The 16,125-nt window shown below is 56.9% G+C and carries 22 protein-coding genes and 1 pseudogene; 8 read left to right on the forward strand and 15 right to left on the reverse strand.

All coding sequences use genetic code 11. The features are described from left to right. Positions 1-10: 10 nt before the first annotated feature. Positions 11-337: a hypothetical protein gene (locus AABB92_RS09495; protein WP_031377284.1), complete on the reverse strand. Its 327-nt coding sequence runs from the start codon at positions 335-337 to the stop codon at positions 11-13. Positions 338-690: 353 nt separating this feature from the next. Here AABB92_RS09495 and AABB92_RS09500 point away from each other — a divergent pair, with 353 nt between their 5' ends. Continuing rightward, on the forward strand, positions 691-1,920 hold the full coding sequence (locus AABB92_RS09500) for an AI-2E family transporter (RefSeq protein ID WP_031377285.1): 1,230 nt from the start codon (positions 691-693) through the stop codon (positions 1,918-1,920). Between the two features lie 70 nt (positions 1,921-1,990). Here the strand turns inward: AABB92_RS09500 and AABB92_RS09505 are convergent, their stop codons facing one another. The 3 genes from AABB92_RS09505 to AABB92_RS09515 all read right to left on the reverse strand — a co-directional run bounded on the left by AABB92_RS09505 (position 1,991) and on the right by AABB92_RS09515 (position 3,165). Beyond that, entirely contained in the window at positions 1,991-2,308 is a 318-nt protein-coding gene (locus tag AABB92_RS09505) for a hypothetical protein (protein WP_031377286.1), read from the reverse strand. Positions 2,309-2,448: 140 nt separating this feature from the next. After that, positions 2,449-2,874, reverse strand: coding sequence for a DUF4186 domain-containing protein (locus AABB92_RS09510; protein WP_031377287.1), 426 nt, complete (start codon positions 2,872-2,874; stop codon positions 2,449-2,451). A gap of 18 nt (positions 2,875-2,892) precedes the next feature. Then, positions 2,893-3,165: a cupin domain-containing protein gene (locus AABB92_RS09515; RefSeq protein WP_031377288.1), complete on the reverse strand. Its 273-nt coding sequence runs from the start codon at positions 3,163-3,165 to the stop codon at positions 2,893-2,895. Positions 3,166-3,325: 160 nt separating this feature from the next. Between AABB92_RS09515 and AABB92_RS09520 the strand changes: the two genes are divergently transcribed. Next, a complete protein-coding gene (locus AABB92_RS09520; protein ID WP_031377289.1) occupies positions 3,326-4,222 on the forward strand; it encodes a lipid kinase in 897 nt (298 codons plus the stop codon). A gap of 36 nt (positions 4,223-4,258) precedes the next feature. Here AABB92_RS09520 and AABB92_RS09525 read toward each other — a convergent pair whose 3' ends face one another. The 7 genes from AABB92_RS09525 to AABB92_RS09555 all read right to left on the reverse strand — a co-directional run bounded on the left by AABB92_RS09525 (position 4,259) and on the right by AABB92_RS09555 (position 10,568). Continuing rightward, positions 4,259-4,492 (reverse strand): hypothetical protein, encoded by a 234-nt coding sequence (locus AABB92_RS09525; RefSeq protein ID WP_031377290.1) that lies wholly within the window; start codon positions 4,490-4,492, stop codon positions 4,259-4,261. A 235-nt stretch (positions 4,493-4,727) separates the two neighbouring features. Next, the gene (locus tag AABB92_RS09530) at positions 4,728-5,177 is read right to left on the reverse strand and encodes a DUF421 domain-containing protein (RefSeq protein WP_046288466.1); all 450 of its coding nucleotides are present in this window, start codon (positions 5,175-5,177) and stop codon (positions 4,728-4,730) included. A 12-nt stretch (positions 5,178-5,189) separates the two neighbouring features. After that, entirely contained in the window at positions 5,190-5,699 is a 510-nt protein-coding gene (locus AABB92_RS09535; RefSeq protein WP_031377291.1) for a hypothetical protein, read from the reverse strand. A 68-nt stretch (positions 5,700-5,767) separates the two neighbouring features. Then, the gene (locus tag AABB92_RS09540) at positions 5,768-6,703 is read right to left on the reverse strand and encodes a cytochrome d ubiquinol oxidase subunit II (RefSeq protein ID WP_046288467.1); all 936 of its coding nucleotides are present in this window, start codon (positions 6,701-6,703) and stop codon (positions 5,768-5,770) included. 9 nt (positions 6,704-6,712) lie between these two features. Next, the gene (locus AABB92_RS09545) at positions 6,713-8,077 is read right to left on the reverse strand and encodes a cytochrome ubiquinol oxidase subunit I (RefSeq protein WP_031377294.1); all 1,365 of its coding nucleotides are present in this window, start codon (positions 8,075-8,077) and stop codon (positions 6,713-6,715) included. 387 nt (positions 8,078-8,464) lie between these two features. Then, on the reverse strand, positions 8,465-9,430 hold the full coding sequence (locus tag AABB92_RS09550) for a magnesium and cobalt transport protein CorA (RefSeq protein WP_031377295.1): 966 nt from the start codon (positions 9,428-9,430) through the stop codon (positions 8,465-8,467). 103 nt (positions 9,431-9,533) lie between these two features. Beyond that, entirely contained in the window at positions 9,534-10,568 is a 1,035-nt protein-coding gene (locus tag AABB92_RS09555) for a DUF481 domain-containing protein (RefSeq protein ID WP_046288469.1), read from the reverse strand. Positions 10,569-10,806: 238 nt separating this feature from the next. On the opposite strand from AABB92_RS09555, the gene AABB92_RS09560 reads away from it, so the two are divergent. The 4 genes from AABB92_RS09560 to AABB92_RS23450 all read left to right on the forward strand — a co-directional run bounded on the left by AABB92_RS09560 (position 10,807) and on the right by AABB92_RS23450 (position 12,770). Further along, entirely contained in the window at positions 10,807-11,133 is a 327-nt protein-coding gene (locus tag AABB92_RS09560; protein ID WP_031377297.1) for a four-helix bundle copper-binding protein, read from the forward strand. Between the two features lie 165 nt (positions 11,134-11,298). Then, a complete protein-coding gene (locus tag AABB92_RS09565; RefSeq protein ID WP_031377298.1) occupies positions 11,299-11,733 on the forward strand; it encodes a MarR family winged helix-turn-helix transcriptional regulator in 435 nt (144 codons plus the stop codon). Positions 11,734-11,757: 24 nt separating this feature from the next. Next, positions 11,758-12,489 (forward strand): NADPH-dependent F420 reductase, encoded by a 732-nt coding sequence (locus AABB92_RS09570; RefSeq protein WP_031377299.1) that lies wholly within the window; start codon positions 11,758-11,760, stop codon positions 12,487-12,489. Positions 12,490-12,554: 65 nt separating this feature from the next. Next, a complete protein-coding gene (locus tag AABB92_RS23450; protein ID WP_425343568.1) occupies positions 12,555-12,770 on the forward strand; it encodes a nitroreductase family protein in 216 nt (71 codons plus the stop codon). Here AABB92_RS23450 and AABB92_RS09575 read toward each other — a convergent pair. After that, the gene (locus AABB92_RS09575; protein WP_031377300.1) at positions 12,730-13,326 is read right to left on the reverse strand and encodes a DUF1349 domain-containing protein; all 597 of its coding nucleotides are present in this window, start codon (positions 13,324-13,326) and stop codon (positions 12,730-12,732) included. The genes AABB92_RS23450 and AABB92_RS09575 overlap by 41 nt on opposite strands. Positions 13,327-13,454: 128 nt before the next feature. Then, on the reverse strand, positions 13,455-13,718 hold the full coding sequence (locus AABB92_RS09580; RefSeq protein ID WP_152659095.1) for a hypothetical protein: 264 nt from the start codon (positions 13,716-13,718) through the stop codon (positions 13,455-13,457). Between AABB92_RS09580 and AABB92_RS09585 the strand changes: the two are divergent. Together AABB92_RS09585 and AABB92_RS09590 are read left to right on the forward strand one after the other, a co-directional pair. Further along, positions 13,647-14,066: pseudogene (locus tag AABB92_RS09585) on the forward strand (LysE family translocator); the annotation flags it as partial. The gene AABB92_RS09580 and the pseudogene AABB92_RS09585 sit on opposite strands and share 72 nt — an antisense overlap. Positions 14,067-14,326: 260 nt before the next feature. After that, complete coding sequence (locus tag AABB92_RS09590; RefSeq protein WP_031377302.1) at positions 14,327-14,563, forward strand: DUF2171 domain-containing protein; 237 nt, start codon at positions 14,327-14,329, stop codon at positions 14,561-14,563. Between the two features lie 404 nt (positions 14,564-14,967). Here the strand turns inward: AABB92_RS09590 and AABB92_RS09595 are convergent, their stop codons facing one another. Both AABB92_RS09595 and AABB92_RS09600 read right to left on the reverse strand, forming a co-directional pair. Then, positions 14,968-15,342, reverse strand: coding sequence for a trehalose-6-phosphate synthase (locus AABB92_RS09595; RefSeq protein ID WP_082097591.1), 375 nt, complete (start codon positions 15,340-15,342; stop codon positions 14,968-14,970). A gap of 404 nt (positions 15,343-15,746) precedes the next feature. Further along, positions 15,747-16,028 carry a hypothetical protein gene (locus AABB92_RS09600; RefSeq protein ID WP_128088281.1) on the reverse strand — a complete coding sequence of 94 codons (282 nt, stop codon included), beginning with the start codon at positions 16,026-16,028 and terminating at the stop codon, positions 15,747-15,749. Positions 16,029-16,125 lie beyond the last annotated feature (97 nt).

Here is a 16,125-nt window from a genome sequence, read left to right on the forward strand (position 1 = left end):
AGCCAGCGGCTCAGGCCACGCGCTGGCTGCACTTCGCCACTTTCAGCGACTGCAACTGCTGCAGTCGCGAATCCGCCTTATGGCTGGCGTTGAGCTTCGCAATGCCGTTACCGATACCAAAATCCCCGATGAAGCCCATCACGGTCAGCGCATCGAAGCGGCCGGTTTGATCAATCTCACTCTGCACGCTGTGGGCTTTGACGATCTCCTGATCCAGCAGTCTGCAATCCAGCACCGCCGTCTCTTCAGGCGTTACCGCGGACGCCTGCGGATACTGTTTGGTGGCGCAGCCGCTTAACAGCATCACCAGCACGCCTGACATCACTATTCTGTTCATTATTCACCGCCATCGTTTCATTGCGCTCAGGGATATATCGGCAGCGCAGCCAGCGATCGTGAATCTGTTTGCTACCAATAATGGGCGAAACCGCTACGCTAAGGTAGGATTTAGCGCGCCGCAATAAAGCCAGGCCCTGCCTGCAGCCCAGGTCAGGCTGCGGGCGGCATCGGCGGGTTAATTATTTGCGCCTTATCTTTCAATTTGTTAGCCAGAATTGTGCTGTAGCTGGCACCCTTAACAGAGTAAAAGCCTGACGCGAAAGCTGCCCGATAGCGCTCGTCTGAACGAGGCTACGCGCAGCATATGCGGCAATCAGGGTTATCAGGGGACGTTTACCATGAGGTTTTTCCATGCGTTTTAAAGGATTGAACATCGGTTTTTTCATTCTGATTCTGGCGATTGCTACCCTCGCCTTTTTTGAGGTGCTGTCACCCTATTTTTCGCCGATTTTATGGGCGGCGATTCTGGCGGTGATTTTCCATCCGCTAAAAACCTACCTGCGGACCCGAATGGGCGAGCGCAATGGTCTGGCGGCGTTGCTGACCCTGCTCTGTATCTGCCTGATCGTCTTCACGCCGCTGGCGATAATCGCCTCCTCGCTGGTGGTCGAAACTAACGCGGTTTACCACAAGCTCCAGACAAACTCGGCGCAGTTCCCGGTGGTGTTTGCTGACCTGTTGCAGCATTTGCCGCGCTGGGCGAAACATTTCCTCGCCGAAAATAATCTGGATAACGCCACGCAGATTCAGGAGAAACTCTCCTCATTCGCCCTGAAGGGAGGCCAGTACGTAGCAGGCAGCGCCTTCATCATCGGTAAAGGCACCTTTAGCTTTACCGTGGGCTTTGGCGTGATGCTCTATCTGCTGTTTTTCCTGCTGAAAGATGGCTCTTACCTGGTGCATCTGATCCTGGAAGCGTTGCCGCTGTCGACCTACGTTAAGCATCACCTGCTGGTGAAATTTGCTGCGGTCGCGCGTGCCACGGTGAAAGGCACCGTGGTGGTCGGGGTGGTTCAGGGGATACTCGGCGGTCTGGCGTTCTGGTTTACCGGCATTGACGGCAGCCTGCTGTGGGGTGCGCTGATGGCGTTCCTGTCACTGATACCGGCGGTCGGTTCCGCCATCATCTGGGTGCCGGCAGCGGTATTCTTCTTTGCCACCGGCGCGCTGTGGAAAGGTCTGTTCCTGGTGGGCTTCTTTGTGGTGATTGTGGGCCTGGTGGATAATATTCTGCGTCCGTTGCTGGTCGGCAAAGATACCAAAATGCCTGACTACCTGATCCTGATCGCCACGCTGGGCGGTATGGAAATCTACGGCATTAATGGCTTTGTGATCGGTCCGGTGATTGCCGCGCTGTTTATCGCCTGCTGGAATCTGCTGTCAGGCCGCGATAACCGCGAAAACATCGAAGAGATTGATGAAGAGGTGATCGAGGAAGGCAAGAAACAGTCAGACACCGCAGCCGAAGCCGCGGCTGAAGCCGCCGCTGCGGCTGCGGATGCGGCAGCTGAAGCCGAAATCAAAGTCTCGGCATTAGCCGCCGCCGAGGCGGAAAAAACGGCCAGCGCCAGCAAAAAGTAAATAAAAAAACCCACCTGACGGTGGGTTTCTTTTTTAATCTGACAGACTGTTTAATCTGGCAACAGGCGGCTTAGTTAGTCGCTTTGTTTTTCAGATCTTCAGCACCCTGCTTGGTTTTATCCCAGCCTTTCTCGGTGCCTTCTTTGGTCTTATTCCAGCCTTTCTGCGCGCCTTCAGTCACTTTGCTGCTGGTGGCATCGCTTTTGCCTTCAGCCGCATGCTGAGACTTGAGCTTTAACTCTTCGCCCTGATGCTGCGTCTGATGCAGTTTTTCTTTCGCGGTATCCGCGCCTTTATGCGCTTCTGCAACGGTGTTGTCTGTGGTGGTCGCGGCAAAGACTGGCGAAGCCAGTAAAATAGCAGACAGTGCAATAATTGTTTTCTTCATAATTCCCTCTGTATTGAATAGTTGCCGTGTCAGGTTTTAATCCTGGCATAGCACGGCCAGGAAAGATTTAAGAATAAACCAGGAATGAAAAAGGGCCAGTTTGCGCCAGAAAAATCGCTATCCGCCCGATATTCACGCCCTCACCATAACGCCAGCTGCGGATCGTCATCCGGTTTTGCCTTCGCTTTTTGCGGCCGGGCAGGCGGTGCCGGTCGCTGCATCTGCTGGTCAATCCACTGCAACAACACCGCCACCAGATACGCCTGCTGCCCGGCGTTCAGCGGCTGGTCCGGCGCAATGTGGTGCCATTTACTCAGGCAGCCGCGGCAACAGATGGCGGTCGCATGCTGGGCGATAAACACCGGATGCCCGCGCATCGGCGTCTGTTTACCGTCATTGGCCGGCCGGGCCGGGGCCAGCCGCTGGGCAATAAACTCCGCCGCATGCTGGCGCAGTACCGCTTCGCCTTTGCTGCTGGCGTAGTCATATTCTGCCCGTCCCAGCCGGAAACGCTGGCGAAACGGCGACTGTGCCAGACGGGTAAAAAGATCGTCAGAAGAGGTCATAAAGTCTCAGATCGGGCCTTAATCGTATTTGCGCCCCGCCAGATAACGCACGCCCTGCGGGCCAAACGCCTCACGGTGCAGTTCGTTGGATTGAAGATGGAACGTCTCTCCGGGGTGATAGGTGATGTCACTCTGCTCGGTGCTGATGGTGATGTCGCCACTGAGAATCAGGGCCAGCGCCTCAAAGGGATGGACATGATTATCGAGCTGGGTGGCGGCTGCGCGCTCGACCAGTACCGGTTCATCAAAACCCTGTTCGGCTAACAACGTTCTGAATTCGTGTTCCGTCATTGTTCCTCCTGCGTGTGGACCTGAACATTAGCAGTGTAGACGATCTTTATTATCTGTCGGTATGCCTGTCGCGCTGCGTAAAGTAGCGCAAGGCCGGTTGTGAGCCGGTGGTGCCAGTGCTGTACTTGCCGCTCCGTCACCACCAGGAGAGACCACAGGTATGCCTGCACCGCTTAATACCGCCCTACTACTGATCAATCAGCGCTCGCGTAAAGGGCGGACCGACGCCAGCCGGGCGAGAACGCTGCTTACCGATAGCGGCATCGCCCTGCTGCAGCCGCCCGACGAGGATGCGCGCAGCTACCCTGAGCTGATTAACGCTTACGCCGATCGCGTTGATGCGGTCATCGTCGGAGGCGGCGACGGTACGCTCAATGCTGCCGCGCCCGGTCTGATGCAGACCGGTCTGCCGCTCGGTATTTTACCGCTCGGTACCGCCAACGATTTTGCCCGCACCCTGGGCATCGGTGCCAGTCTGGAGCAGGCGGTGAAGGTTATTGCTGACGGTAACCTGCGCCCGGTCGATCTCGGCGAAGTGAATCAGCACCTGTTCCTCAACGTCTGCAGCATCGGCTTTTCAGCGGAACTGGCACGGAATCTGACGGCGGAATCGAAAAAACGCTGGGGTATCGGCGGCTATGCGCTGGCCGCCCTGCGGCTGTTACGCCAGAGTCGCCCGTTCAGCGCCACGCTGATCCATCAGGGTGAGCGGACGCCAGTCAAAACCGTGCAGGTTTCGGTCGGCAATGGTCGGTTTTATGGTGGTGGTATGACGGTGGAACAGCGCGCGACTCCGGATGACGGCCTGCTGGATGTTTACAGTCTGGAGTTGCAGCGAAGCTGGCAGCTGATCGCCCTGCTGCCTGCGCTGCGACGCGGCACCCACGGGCGCTGGCGTAACGTGCGGGCGTTCAGCACCACTGAATTGATCATTGAGACGCGTCGTCCTCATTACATCAATGCGGACGGCGAGATTATCGGGCAGACGCCAGCGCATTTTCGCCTGATTGCGCAGGCACTGCGGGTTTATGCGCCATCCGCTGGAGCGGGGAAATAGGGAGTCACACTTAATCGCCTGCAGCCACCGTCCGAATCAGGACTCTGTTGCGTGTTGCTCAGCATAATCAATGTGTTCTGACAGATTAACCACCAGCTTTTTCGCCATCTCCAGGGTCATGCCGAAATAGAGAGACTCCTGCTGGCGTTTGGTGAACGGGGCTTTGGGATCGTGGTAACCAAACTGCAGCACCAGCGCCTGATGACCGGTAAGCGGCCCGATGTGCCAGCCGGTGACCGGATAGAAGGTAAAACTGTTAAATTTATTCACTTTGAACCTGACCGTGAAAGCATAACGCTGATTGGGAGTCAGGCCAGCTCTGGTTATAAAAACGTGAGTGGAGAGCTGAGTCTGAACTAAATCCGCAAAATCACAAGGGGAACGGCAGAATAAGCGAAGCGTGACGCTCGCCGGGCAGGTATACGCTAACGCGCTGACCGGACAGGAAAAAGCCCCTGCAGACGCCGGACCGCAACGCCTGCAGGGCCTGACAGCGCGCTGCCAATTATTTTTGCGGCAGCGGAATAATTGAAATGTGGCCGTTTACCTCCAGCACCGCATATTTAATCTGGTCAAACCGTTCCAGTCCCTGACTCGATCGCGCCGCTTCCAGCACATCATCAGGGCTGATGCCGGTCATTTTCATCCGTTCAGTCAGTAAATTGCCATTCTCAACCAGGATCACCGGACCGCCATCAATCGCCTGCTCGACCACCGGGAAACGGTTTTTCAGTTTTCCCAGCACGATATCGATGGTCACCAGCGTAATGATGGTCAGGGCGGCACCGGTAACCGAAAAGTCGTCGCCCAGCAGCGCCTGCTGGGTCGCTTCACTGATGATCAGCAGCAGGATTAAATCAAACGAGGTCATCTGCAACAGCGTGCGTCTGCCGGCGATTTTGATCACCACCATCAGCACCAGATAGATACCCGCCGCACGTAATACCGTTTCCATAAAGCGCTCCTGTCAGGGATAAATCCATTGGGTGAAACGGGCCGGCGGATGCTCGCCGCTGCTGACGCTGACGGCAATGCGGCCTGGACTGCGTGGCTGCAGGCCGAGCCAGATGGCGTGATCCGGGCCGGTATCGCGCGACGAGAAGGTCAGCCGCAGATCGCTGCCGAGGGTAATCGCCTCCAGCGGCTGCGGCTGCAGCGTCTGAATTTGCAGATTATCCAGCGCCCCGTGGCCGAGGGTGACGCTGAACCGCTCCGCCGTCGGTGATTTGATGCGGATCGTCATGTCCATATTGCTCTGGACCCGGCCAAAACGTTCATACTCCACCCGAATCGCGCCATCCGGCGACACGGCGCTGCCGTTACTCAGCACCCCTTTTGAAAACAGCCCGCACGCGCCGAGAATCACCAGAAGGATCAGGAGATACTCGCCGACGCGCTGAATCAGCCATTCACGGCGTATCCAGCGGACATCTTCTTTTATCGGGTAATCCCGACTGCTGATTTGCTCTTTTTTCACCGTTGCCTCGCCTCCTGTCAGTACCACCCGCCAAACTGCATCCTGCCTAAAGCATAGCGGGCGTCGGTTTATTTACCGCGTCGTTCAATCCAGAACGACCAGCTGTGATAAAGCAGCGTCAGCGGCATGGCGATGGCCGCGCCCACCAGCACAAACCCCTGGGTGACCGGTGATGACGCGCTCTCACTGAGGGTAAATTGGTGCGGCACTAACCACGGATAAAGACCACACAGCAGGCCGATAAACACTGCGCCGATCAGCATCAGCGTCACCAGAAGCTGCACCAGCGGCCGGGCGCGCCACAGCGCCAGCGGCAAGGCGATCCACAGGATGACGATCGCCGCACCGGCCACTTTCCCCAGCGGGCGCTGCCAGCTTTGCTGCCAGAGGTCGGCGTTAAGATAGAGTTCGATCAGAAACACCAGCAGCGCCAGCAGCCACCACAGCCAGCTCTGTGCTTCGGCCAGCGGCTGCACCTTGTCGCCAATCCGCCAGCCGATCCAGCAGCAGGCCAGCAGCGAATTGATCGCCATTAAGCCCACGCCGCTGATCAGCGGAACCATGCTCAGTCCATCGGGCAGGCCGGTGTGCGGCTGGGCGCTGATGATCATTCCGGCGCACCAGCCCTGAATAAAGGTCGCCAGCGCCGAACTGCTGGCCATAATGCGGTCCAGCCAGTGACGTAAGCGGGTGCTGCTCTGGGCGCGATACTCCAGCGCCATCGCCCGCACCACCAGCGCCAGTAACATGGCGAACAGCGGCGCGCTCAGCTCGCTGAGCAGCAGGCTGTAGACCGGCGGAAACAGCGCCAGCAAGCCGCCCGCGGCCAGCACCAGCCAGGTTTCATTGGCATCCCACACCGGCAAAATGCTGTGGGTCATCAGTTCACGCTGCTGGTCGTCGTGAAACCAGAAAAACAGCATCCCCACGCCGAGGTCGGTGCCATCCAGCAGCAGATAGAGCAGCAGCGAAAGACAGATGATCAGCGCAGAAAGATCGGCCATGGCGGACTCCTAATTGGGCGTTTTCAGCTGAATAACCACCGGTTTTCCCGACGGCAGTTCACCCTTAATCCGGCGCAGCAGATAGTGTAAGCCGAGGGCGAACACCAGCCCGTAGATCAGCAGTACCGCGAGGAAAATACCGAGCGTGGTGCTGAGCGCCAGCGGCGACACGCTCTGTGCGGTGCGCACCATGCCATAGACCGTCCACGGCTGACGCCCGACTTCGGTTACGACCCAGCCTGACAGCAGCGCGACAAAGCCGGCTGGCGAGAGCCAGGTCAGCCAGCGCAGCAAGCGCGCTGAGACCGGTAATCGCCCGCGCCAGCGCTGCACATTGGCCACTAGCGTGGTCAGCAGGATCACCCCGCCTAAGCCCACCATCAGGCGAAAGGCGAAAAAGACCGGCAGCACCGGCGGGATCGCATCGGCGGGAAATTCGCTGAGACTTTTGATGTGGCCGGTAAGATTGTGCCGCAGATAGAGCGAGCCGAGATTGGGCAGGCTGATCTCCAGATGGTTGCGCTGCGCCTGCTGATCCGGCAGCGCAAACAGCCGCAGCGGTTCGCCCTCGCCGGGTGCCGGCGGATGCCAGCCGCCTTCGATGGCTGCCAGTTTGGCTGGCTGATAGTCGCGGGTATTTTCACCGTGCAGATCGCCCAGAACGATCTGCAGCGGCACGGCAAACAGCAGAAAGGTCAGCGCACTGTTGAGCATCAGGCGTGAAGCAGCCTCAGCTTTAAAATGGCGCAGCCGCCAGGCCGCCACGCCCATCACCAGCACCGCCACGGCAATCAGTGATGCCATCACCATATGGCTGAAGCGCCACGGAAAGGAGGGGGATAGTAAGATCGATCGCCAGCTTTCGGCCAGAAACACGCCGTTCTCATCACGGCTGAAACCGACCGGCGTATGCATCCACGAATTAGCGGCCAGAATCCAGAAGGCGCTAAGAAACGCCCCGGCCGCCACCAGACAAGTCACCGCGAAATGCACCGCCGGACGAATTTTATTGAAGCCAAACAGCATTACGCCGGTCAGCGCCGATTCGAGAAAAAAGGCGATCAGCACCTCATAAAACATCAACGGCCCGATAACGCCGCCGACCTGATGTGAAAAGCGCGCCCAGTGAGTGCCGAACTGAAACTCCATCACCACGCCAGAGACCGCGCCGATTGCCACCGTCAGGGAAAAGATTGTCAGCCAGAAGTGCAGCGCATCGCGGGCGGCCTGCTGTTTGCCCCACAGCCAGCGCGCTTCAAACCACACCAGAAAAGGGGCCAGCCCCAGCGTCAGCGCCGCGAGGGTAATGTGCATGCCCATGGTTAGCGCGAACTGCGTCCGGGCTATGATTAAAACCCAGTCGGCGTCAGTCACGATCGGGCTTACCCTTAGCGCCCCGCACAGGACGCGGTGGATGAGCGTCAGACGTTAATAAGCGCGGAGGGTTAATCCGTTCTGTCATCTGAATTTCTCCGGATGTAAATGCGTCGCCGCATATCAGCGCTGCAAATCAGCAGTGCAAACTCTATTTCGCCAGGGCGGCGGTGTTATACGATTGTATTATCAGCGTAGCGAACAAATAAAAAAGCGGCCAGTTAAGCCGTGCGCCGGATATAGAAACAGGACCAGGCCAGGCTTATTTCCACTGCAGAATAATCTGGCCTTACTGAAAAAATAGTTATTATTCGCCGTGGTTGTCGCTGCGCTTAAATAAGGATAAGCGCAGCGCGTAAATAAACTACCGGGTAATTGTCCGCAACGTTACAGCCAGCCTGAACGGCGTAATTTCGCCCACAGTCCGCCGCAGGCCAGCAGGGTTATGCCGACCGCCAGCGGATAGCCATACAGCGACTTAAGCTCGGGCATATGTTCGAAGTTCATGCCGTACATGCTGAATATCACGGTCGGGATCACCAGTATCGCCCCCCAGCCCGCCAGCTTTTTCACCACCTCATTCTGCTGTACCGTCACCAGCGCCAGATTGACCTGCATGGCGCTGGTCAGCATCTCGCGCATATCCTCGGCGTCGGTCACCACATGACGGGCGTGATCCTGCACGTCACGGATATAGGCCCGCAGCGGGCGCGGGATCAGATCTTCATGCAGGTGAATCAGCTGATTACAGATCTCCTCCAGCGGCAGCGCGGCATTGCGCAGCGTCAGCAGATGACGGCGCAGAGTGTAGACCGCCTGCACCGACTGACGATCAAATTCGCTTTTGAACAGATCGTTCTCCATCTGGCCGACCCGTTCATTCAGTGAGGTCGAGAGTTCCGCATAGCGATCGACAATAAAGTCGAGCAGGCAATAGAGCGGATAACCCGGTCCGAGCTTAAGCAGCGCCGGGTTTTCTGCTGCCCGCTCACGCACCGGTGAATAGCTTTCTGACGCGCCGTGACGGATGCTGATCAGGAAATTTTTCCCGACAAAGAAATGGGTTTCGCCGAGTTCGCAGCTGTCATCTTTTGCCCGCACCGTCTTAACCACAATAAACAGCGATTCGCCGTAATGCTCAATCTTGGGCCGCTGATGGGCATAGAGAGCATCCTCGACTGCCAGTTCGTGCAGCCCGAACTCCTCTTTGATTTTCTCCATGAACGCCGGATCGGGCTGCCACAGGCCAAGCCAGATAAACGCATCCGGCTGCTTAATCACCTCACTGATTTTCTCGACATCCACCTCTTCGCCCGCACATCCCGGACGATAGACCCTGCTGCTTACGATCATCTTCTGCACTCTCCCTTTGTCGGTATCAGCAGCTTAGTCAAAGCCGTGCCGGGATCGTAAGAAAAACGGTAAAACTTTGCTGCAATCTCCCCTGCCCGATGCCTTACCACTTCACGCCCAGGCCGGTTGAGAAAGTCCCTTCGTTGAGGGTATCCGGCGTGCCGTTCACCAGGTTGCGGTGATAGCCGAGATGCAGGGTTGACCACGAGGTCAGGGTGTAACGCAGGCCGACTTCGGCATCCAGGGTAAAGACGCCATCGTCATCCAGCGAATGGCCAACGTCACCGTTGCTGTAGAGCGTGACCGATTTGCCCAACAGATAACGCTGATAGCTCCAGCGTACCGAGGCACCAAAGTGTTTCTCTTCCCGCCCGTCGCTGTAGCCATAACCAAACGCCCCGCCCAGTATCGATACCGAGAAGGAACTGAGTTCGGTATCCCACAGCTGGTAGCCCGGTCCGGTGCCTATCAGCGCCTGACGCGACAGATCTTCGACCCAGTCGCGTTTGTAGGTAGCGCGGGTTTGCCAGAAAAATTGCTCCCGGAACAGGTAATCAAAAGCATAACGCAGGCTGTAGTTGTCGGTATTGACGTCTTCATTCTCCTGCTCGCGGTTATAGGTCGCGCCGATATCGTGACGCCATTTGCCCTGCGCCAGTTTGGTATTGAGGGAGAAATTGTAATCGTCGGTTTTGGTCGAGGCTTTTTTGACCTTCATGCCGGCGTCGATGTTGCCGGTCCACGACAGCTGATCGGTGCGGACTTTGGCTTTCATAAACTCGTCGATACGCTTTACCGAGATCTTCTCTTCACGCTCATTGCGCTCCACCCAGATATAGCCGGGATCGGAGGCGGAGAGCCGGACCTGATAGCGCTCGCCGGTTTTCTTGTTTTCGACATTGACCGGATTTTCGCTCGCCAGGGTACTGACCACGTTCCAGTCGAGGGTGACCGTTCCGGCATAGGCAGTTTCTATCGCCAGTTTGCCATCGCTCAGGTAGCGCACCGTGCCGGTCAGCCGGTCGCCATTGTTCAGCCAGACGGTATCAGCAGCGGCCTGGTCTGCCCATCCGAGAGCGAGGCCCACCGTCAGTAGCGGACTGATCAGGTGTCGTATCGGGCCGATGGTGCGATGCATAGCGTTCCCTGTTAAGGCGTCGGTCGTCTTCCACGGGCAATAAGGCACCGCTGATTGAGGCTTAATAATTAAGACTATAACGGGCAGATATGCAATGCCGGTCAGCGCACACCGGCTCAGAATGCTGCCCGCGCGCTGGAATAAGCGAAGTGCGGAAAAGATGATTAACTTATTCGCTGTTTGCATAATCAGCGTTCTTTTCCAGGCTTAAACAGGCAAACCCACATAAGGAGGCAACATGAACGACGAATTTAAAAAGTGCATTGAGGCCTGTTATCTGTGTGCCGCAGCCTGCGATCACTGTGCGGCATCCTGCCTGCAGGAAGAGAACCTTGAGATGATGCGCAACTGTATCCGGCTGGACATGCAGTGTGCCAGTCTCTGTCGGCTGGCAGCGCAGTTTATGGCGCTGCAGAGCGAATCAGCCCGCCCGCTTTGCCAGCTGTGCGCCGACCTGTGTCAGCAGTGCGGCGACGAGTGCGGTCAGCACCAGCACGACCACTGCCAGCAGTGCGCTAAGGCCTGTCATCACTGTGCTGAAGCGTGCCGCCGCATGGCCGCCTGACAGCCCCGACATCGCCCCCGGAGCCCGCCAGCCGGGGGCGAAAATCCCTGCCCGTTCCCGCAAAGGCGAAACCGCACAAATTACCTGCTGACAGCGCTTTAATCGCGGCGTCGCTTGTCCTACACTTTTATCTGTTGCACTAGATAATCAAACACAAGGTAAATCATGAGTTGCGAGTCACGTGCCGACATCGGCAAACAACTGTCGTTCGCCCTGTATGGCGCCGCCAGCCGGATGAACCGGATGCACAAACCTTTTCTGGATCCGCTGGGCCTGACCTTCCCGCAATATCTGGTAATGCTGGAGCTGTTCAGCGAGACGCCACGCAGCGTCGGCGATCTGGGGAACCGGCTGGGCATGGATACCGGCACCATTACGCCGGTTCTCAAGCGGCTGGAAGCGGCCGGACGGATTGTCCGCACCCGCGACCGTAATGATGAACGACGGGTGTTGATCACCCTGACCGCGCAGGGTGCCGCCCTGCAGCAAACCTTGTGGACGATTACCGACAGCATTAAATCCGCCTGCAACCTGTCGGATCAGGAGCTGGCCGCGCTACGCGACACCCTGCTCGACTTCGCCCATCCGGCGCAACAATAACGCCCATCGACAAAGAGGTAACAGATGAATATCAGCATCATTGGCGCAGGCAATATCGGCGCAACCCTGGCACGCAAACTGGCCGCCGCCGGTCACACCATCCGACTGGCAAACTCACGTGGTCCTGACTCGATTCAGACGCTGGCCAGAGAAGTGGGTGCCACGGCGGTAACCCGCGAAGACGCCGTTCAGGACGCCGAAGTGATCATCCTGGCGATACCTTTCGATAAGCACCCGGCGCTGGCCAGCCTGTTAAACGCTGCACCTGCGGACGCCATCATCATTGATACCAGCAACTACTATCCGTTCCGCGACGGCGATATTGCGGCACTGCAGCAGGGGCAGACAGAAAGCCAGTGGGCCAGCGAACAGCTGCACCGTCCGGTGATTAAAGCGTGGAATGCGGTACTGGCGGCGACGCTGGCCGAAAAAGGCCAGCCGGCGGGTCAGCCCGATCGCCTGGCGATACCGGTTGCCGGTGACGATGCGCAGGCGAAAGCCGTGGCAATGACGCTGGTCGACGTGACCGGTTTTGATGCGGTTGACGCGGGTTCGCTGAGCGACTCATGGCGTCAGCAGCCGGGTACGCCCGCCTACTGCACTGAACTGTCCCAGCCCGCGCTGATTAGCGCGCTACAGGCGGCCGACCGCGACCGCGCACCGCACAACCGCGATGCGCTGATCAACGAGTTCATGTCAGCCGGAGAGCTGACGCATGCGGCGATCGTGGCGCGCAACCGTGCCGTCACCGTCTGAAAAAGTGCTAAGAAGCAGACTCCTGCACACCGTCCGACGCCGGTGAGTTGAGTTTCAGGCAGACGGTGCGGCAAGGTCGCTGTTACCGTCGATCCCTGCCAGCGCCGGTGCCTCAGCAGACGCTGCGATCGGTGCCGGAACAGGCCCGGCGCGCGCCGTCGGACGGCAATACTCAGCGGTGGCAGGTGATCTCAGCCAATCGATCACCTTTCACGGCCAGGCGCCGTTTATGGCAGATGTTCAGGACAAATCGTGCAGCTCTTTGCCGAGTGGCGGGCTGAGCGTGAAGTGTGCGATGCGAATCGCCAGCCCGGCACGTTCGGGTGAGCAGCCCATCACCCCGACAAAGCGCCGCCCACGGCCGGGCCACGGACAGAGGCGTAACAGCGGCCACTGCTCGCCGTCGGTTGAGTACTGAATGCGCAGCGCCTCATTAACCAGCGTAGCCCGCAGCCAGAAGCTGCGCGGATCGCCGGGAAACAGGCCGGTTGACCAGTCTGATCTCTCGCGCGTAACCACGCAGCCTAACGCCGGCTGGTCATCATTAAATTCAATGCCCGCCTTAACCCAGTGCCTCTCATCATCCTGAATAAACAGCCCGGCCTGATCGTACAGCTGGCTGAAATCCGCCCTGACCTGCACCTGTACCGTAAAGTCCTCATCGATCCAGAATCCATAAGCGTGTCCGCTGTGCCGGGCAAAACCGTACCAGGTGCGCTGCCAGAAATCGCTGTTAAACGCCGTCTCAAAGCGTAATTCACCCTGCTCAAGATGATGTACCGGCGGCGGATTGATCCAGATGCCGCCGTCGGTGGAAATTGAATTGATCGCTGACATACCTTCTCCTGTAGACGTTGCACTTGTTGCCGTCGGGTGCGGCCTGATTTGACCAGCATAGCGCGCTTACTGGAGATGCGGCGACGACAGGCAGCGTATTTAATAGCGAAACGCCTTCTGGCAATAATTTAAACCCGTGCCGATACACAGCTATTCAGGCCGGGAAACAGGCGGCGCGCCCGGCAATATAATCGGTTTATTAACGCTATTTTTGGATAACAAGACATCCAGACTTTAATAAAAACCATACCGTCATAAGTCATAACTACGGTAAACGAGGCCGCGCCCCACAACGGATTAAATAAGTCGTTCACTGCCCACAGGTTATTTTCACTCAACTTAACCGGGCGGCGGCGCTCTATCTTTGCATTCTCGCCTGGCAGTTCTGGCATTATGTTCCGCATGCCATCAATATTGGCCAGCGGGCGAGTCGAAAAGCGCTGATTTCGGCATGGCTTTCAGGCCTGACTATTACGCTGGGTAATCCCAAAACCATTGCCTTTTATCTGGATATTTTGCCGCTGGTGATCTCCGTGGATAGGGTTTCACTGCACAGCTCGGCGATGATGCGGGTGCCGTTGACTATTCTGGTCCTGCTGCTGGTGGGCGCGATTTTTATTCTGGCTGCGCTGCGGATTCGGCACTTTTTAACCCGCCCCCGCGCCCAGCGCATATTGTTCCGCTCGGCGGGTAGCATTATGTTGCTGGCGGCCATCGGCATGGTCGCAAAATCCGTCTGAACGCTGACCGGGCCTGCTTTTCAGCGAACTGTGAGTCCGGGAGGCACGGCAGTCAGCAAGGGCAGCGACCGATATTCTGGCGCTACGCCGATCAGGACCATAATTAACTGATTTATTCAGCTAACTGACGAAGCCGTTATTTTCTCCGGCAGCCCGTAAAATATTTCATTTTGTTAATATGCTGGCGTAATTCAGCTTCAGCAACCAGGATTAATCGGTCTGAGGCAATGACCTCACAAATGAATAAGGAGGAAATTTCCATGGTAGATAAATCACAAATTTTAGACCACGCTCAGGTCGTTGATGTTAATGGTGAACACGTAGGGGTTGTTGATCATTTTGAAGGTGACGATAAAATCAAGCTGGCAAAAAGCGATCCTGAAGCGGGCGGGCAACACCATATTATTCCCTTTAGCTGGGTAAAAGAGGTGGATGATAATAAAGTCATTCTCTCTAAAGCGAAGGCAGATGTTGAAAGCGAGTGGCAGACTGCATAATTTTCTGGCCGTGGCGCACGCCACGGCTCTGTTTTATCCGTTAACTTGCTGCTTATTGTCGCTCACGTTCCAGTTTGATAAATAATCCCACCCTCTAGAAAACCCAGCATGATTCACGGTATTTAGCCAGGATAAAACACAGTTTACTCAACCATTTTTTGCTAATGGAAAGTGTTCAGTAATAAACAGCCATGCTGTTTAATTTTTTATCAAACCTGCACCGCAACAAACCATCATTCAGAGCAGTCATTCCTGCGGAAAAATATACCTGTACCAACCAAAGCGGAAAGCAGGATATCTTCATTGCGTCCAGCATTCTGAATGCCGCTGAATGTACCGTCAGGTTTAACGGCTAGCGGGTCCTGTCACGCCCGTTCTGTCCGCCAGACACCCATGCCGGGCTGTCAGTAGCGCGGCCGGTTACCAAACCCGGCGGAATCTATCAGACCCGCTGCCGGCATCGCTCCGGTATCACCTGGTGCCCCGCTCAGCTGGCTCAGGAAGCGCGCTGACCACCAGTGGCTGTCATGAATATGCAGTTCCTTTATCAGCTGCTGGTGATACGCCTGCCTGACGGATAAAGGCAGGCGCAGCGCGGTATGAATAGCCGCCGCAATCTCATCAGAATCATACGGATTAACAATAATCGCCCCCTTCATCTGTTCAGCCGCGCCGGCAAAGCGAGAGAGTATCGATTGCCCGCTGATCCGGGCGCTGCATTTGAATGCTGACAGGGCGACCGTAAAAACGGTATCCCCCCTCGCCTTCTCCGATCTCAGCCGGTCTTCAGCGTGACTGAATCGTGAAGGTTACTGAGCAGACAGTTAACCGGATGGCAGATAAAAAAGGCGTAAAGAGTGCGAAGCGGAATATAAAAATGCAGTAAATAGGGTGCAGTCGATCGTGGATATGATCAGGCGGGGAAGTGATAAACCGGGGAGCCGGCCAGGTTGTGCAGCGGTGATGCGGACGGTTGAGAAAAGAGAGGATGAACGCTGCCCGCAGATGAACGGGCGACACCCGGCCGTCGCCCGTGATGAACGGCAGACGCCTTGCCCGCTCCGGCAGAACACTCACCTGCTCTGCCGGACACGGCGCGGCGTGATGTTGGTCGAGACTCTTGCCTGAACGGCATTAATACCGGCTGTCCGTCAGCGGCCTCCTGACCGGCCGTAAAACCGGCTTACCCGCGCTCCATCACTTTAATCCCTTCTTCAGGCTCCCATACCGCCCAGATTTCCCAGAATAAATCGTTAACCGTTTCTTTAAGCGCTTCCGGGTGAAAGCGGGTGCTGCGATAAACTGAACCGAGTCTGGCATCAATGTGTGCGTCACCGTTAGCGGTACCGATATTCATCGCAAAGGCATCGCAGTTCATCGAAAGCCAGATAATCCGGGCACAGGTACAGGAGGGAGGATTGTGCAGCGTAATATGACTAACTACTGCGTCTTCAGAAGTGTTCATAACAGGACCTATTGGCAAGTTAAATAGCGGTCAGAAGCCGGCAGGATCGCGTCTGACATCCGCTGCACCGTGGGAAGCGTGCAGCGGTCTGGTGTAT

The sequence above is a fragment of the Pantoea brenneri genome (genome assembly GCF_038594305.1).
GTDB lineage: Bacteria > Pseudomonadota > Gammaproteobacteria > Enterobacterales > Enterobacteriaceae > Pantoea > Pantoea brenneri.

Excerpts from the sequence above, each read along its gene's own strand:
- AABB92_RS09510 (WP_031377287.1), bottom strand. The coding sequence starts at position 2,874 with ATGACCTCTTCTGACGATCTTTTTACCCGTCTGGCACAGTCGCCGTTT.
- AABB92_RS09505 (WP_031377286.1), bottom strand. The coding sequence starts at position 2,308 with ATGAAGAAAACAATTATTGCACTGTCTGCTATTTTACTGGCTTCGCCA.
- AABB92_RS09530 (WP_046288466.1), bottom strand. The coding sequence starts at position 5,177 with ATGGAAACGGTATTACGTGCGGCGGGTATCTATCTGGTGCTGATGGTG.
- AABB92_RS09555 (WP_046288469.1), bottom strand. The coding sequence starts at position 10,568 with ATGCATCGCACCATCGGCCCGATACGACACCTGATCAGTCCGCTACTG.
- AABB92_RS09565 (WP_031377298.1), top strand. The coding sequence starts at position 11,299 with ATGAGTTGCGAGTCACGTGCCGACATCGGCAAACAACTGTCGTTCGCC.
- AABB92_RS09560 (WP_031377297.1), top strand. The coding sequence starts at position 10,807 with ATGAACGACGAATTTAAAAAGTGCATTGAGGCCTGTTATCTGTGTGCC.
- AABB92_RS09570 (WP_031377299.1), top strand. The coding sequence starts at position 11,758 with ATGAATATCAGCATCATTGGCGCAGGCAATATCGGCGCAACCCTGGCA.
- AABB92_RS09590 (WP_031377302.1), top strand. The coding sequence starts at position 14,327 with ATGGTAGATAAATCACAAATTTTAGACCACGCTCAGGTCGTTGATGTT.
- AABB92_RS09575 (WP_031377300.1), bottom strand. The coding sequence starts at position 13,326 with ATGTCAGCGATCAATTCAATTTCCACCGACGGCGGCATCTGGATCAAT.
- AABB92_RS09580 (WP_152659095.1), bottom strand. The coding sequence starts at position 13,718 with ATGCCAGAACTGCCAGGCGAGAATGCAAAGATAGAGCGCCGCCGCCCG.
- AABB92_RS09600 (WP_128088281.1), bottom strand. The coding sequence starts at position 16,028 with ATGAACACTTCTGAAGACGCAGTAGTTAGTCATATTACGCTGCACAAT.
- AABB92_RS09500 (WP_031377285.1), top strand. The coding sequence starts at position 691 with ATGCGTTTTAAAGGATTGAACATCGGTTTTTTCATTCTGATTCTGGCG.
- AABB92_RS09550 (WP_031377295.1), bottom strand. The coding sequence starts at position 9,430 with ATGATCGTAAGCAGCAGGGTCTATCGTCCGGGATGTGCGGGCGAAGAG.
- AABB92_RS09495 (WP_031377284.1), bottom strand. The coding sequence starts at position 337 with ATGAACAGAATAGTGATGTCAGGCGTGCTGGTGATGCTGTTAAGCGGC.
- AABB92_RS09515 (WP_031377288.1), bottom strand. The coding sequence starts at position 3,165 with ATGACGGAACACGAATTCAGAACGTTGTTAGCCGAACAGGGTTTTGAT.
- AABB92_RS09520 (WP_031377289.1), top strand. The coding sequence starts at position 3,326 with ATGCCTGCACCGCTTAATACCGCCCTACTACTGATCAATCAGCGCTCG.
- AABB92_RS09540 (WP_046288467.1), bottom strand. The coding sequence starts at position 6,703 with ATGGCCGATCTTTCTGCGCTGATCATCTGTCTTTCGCTGCTGCTCTAT.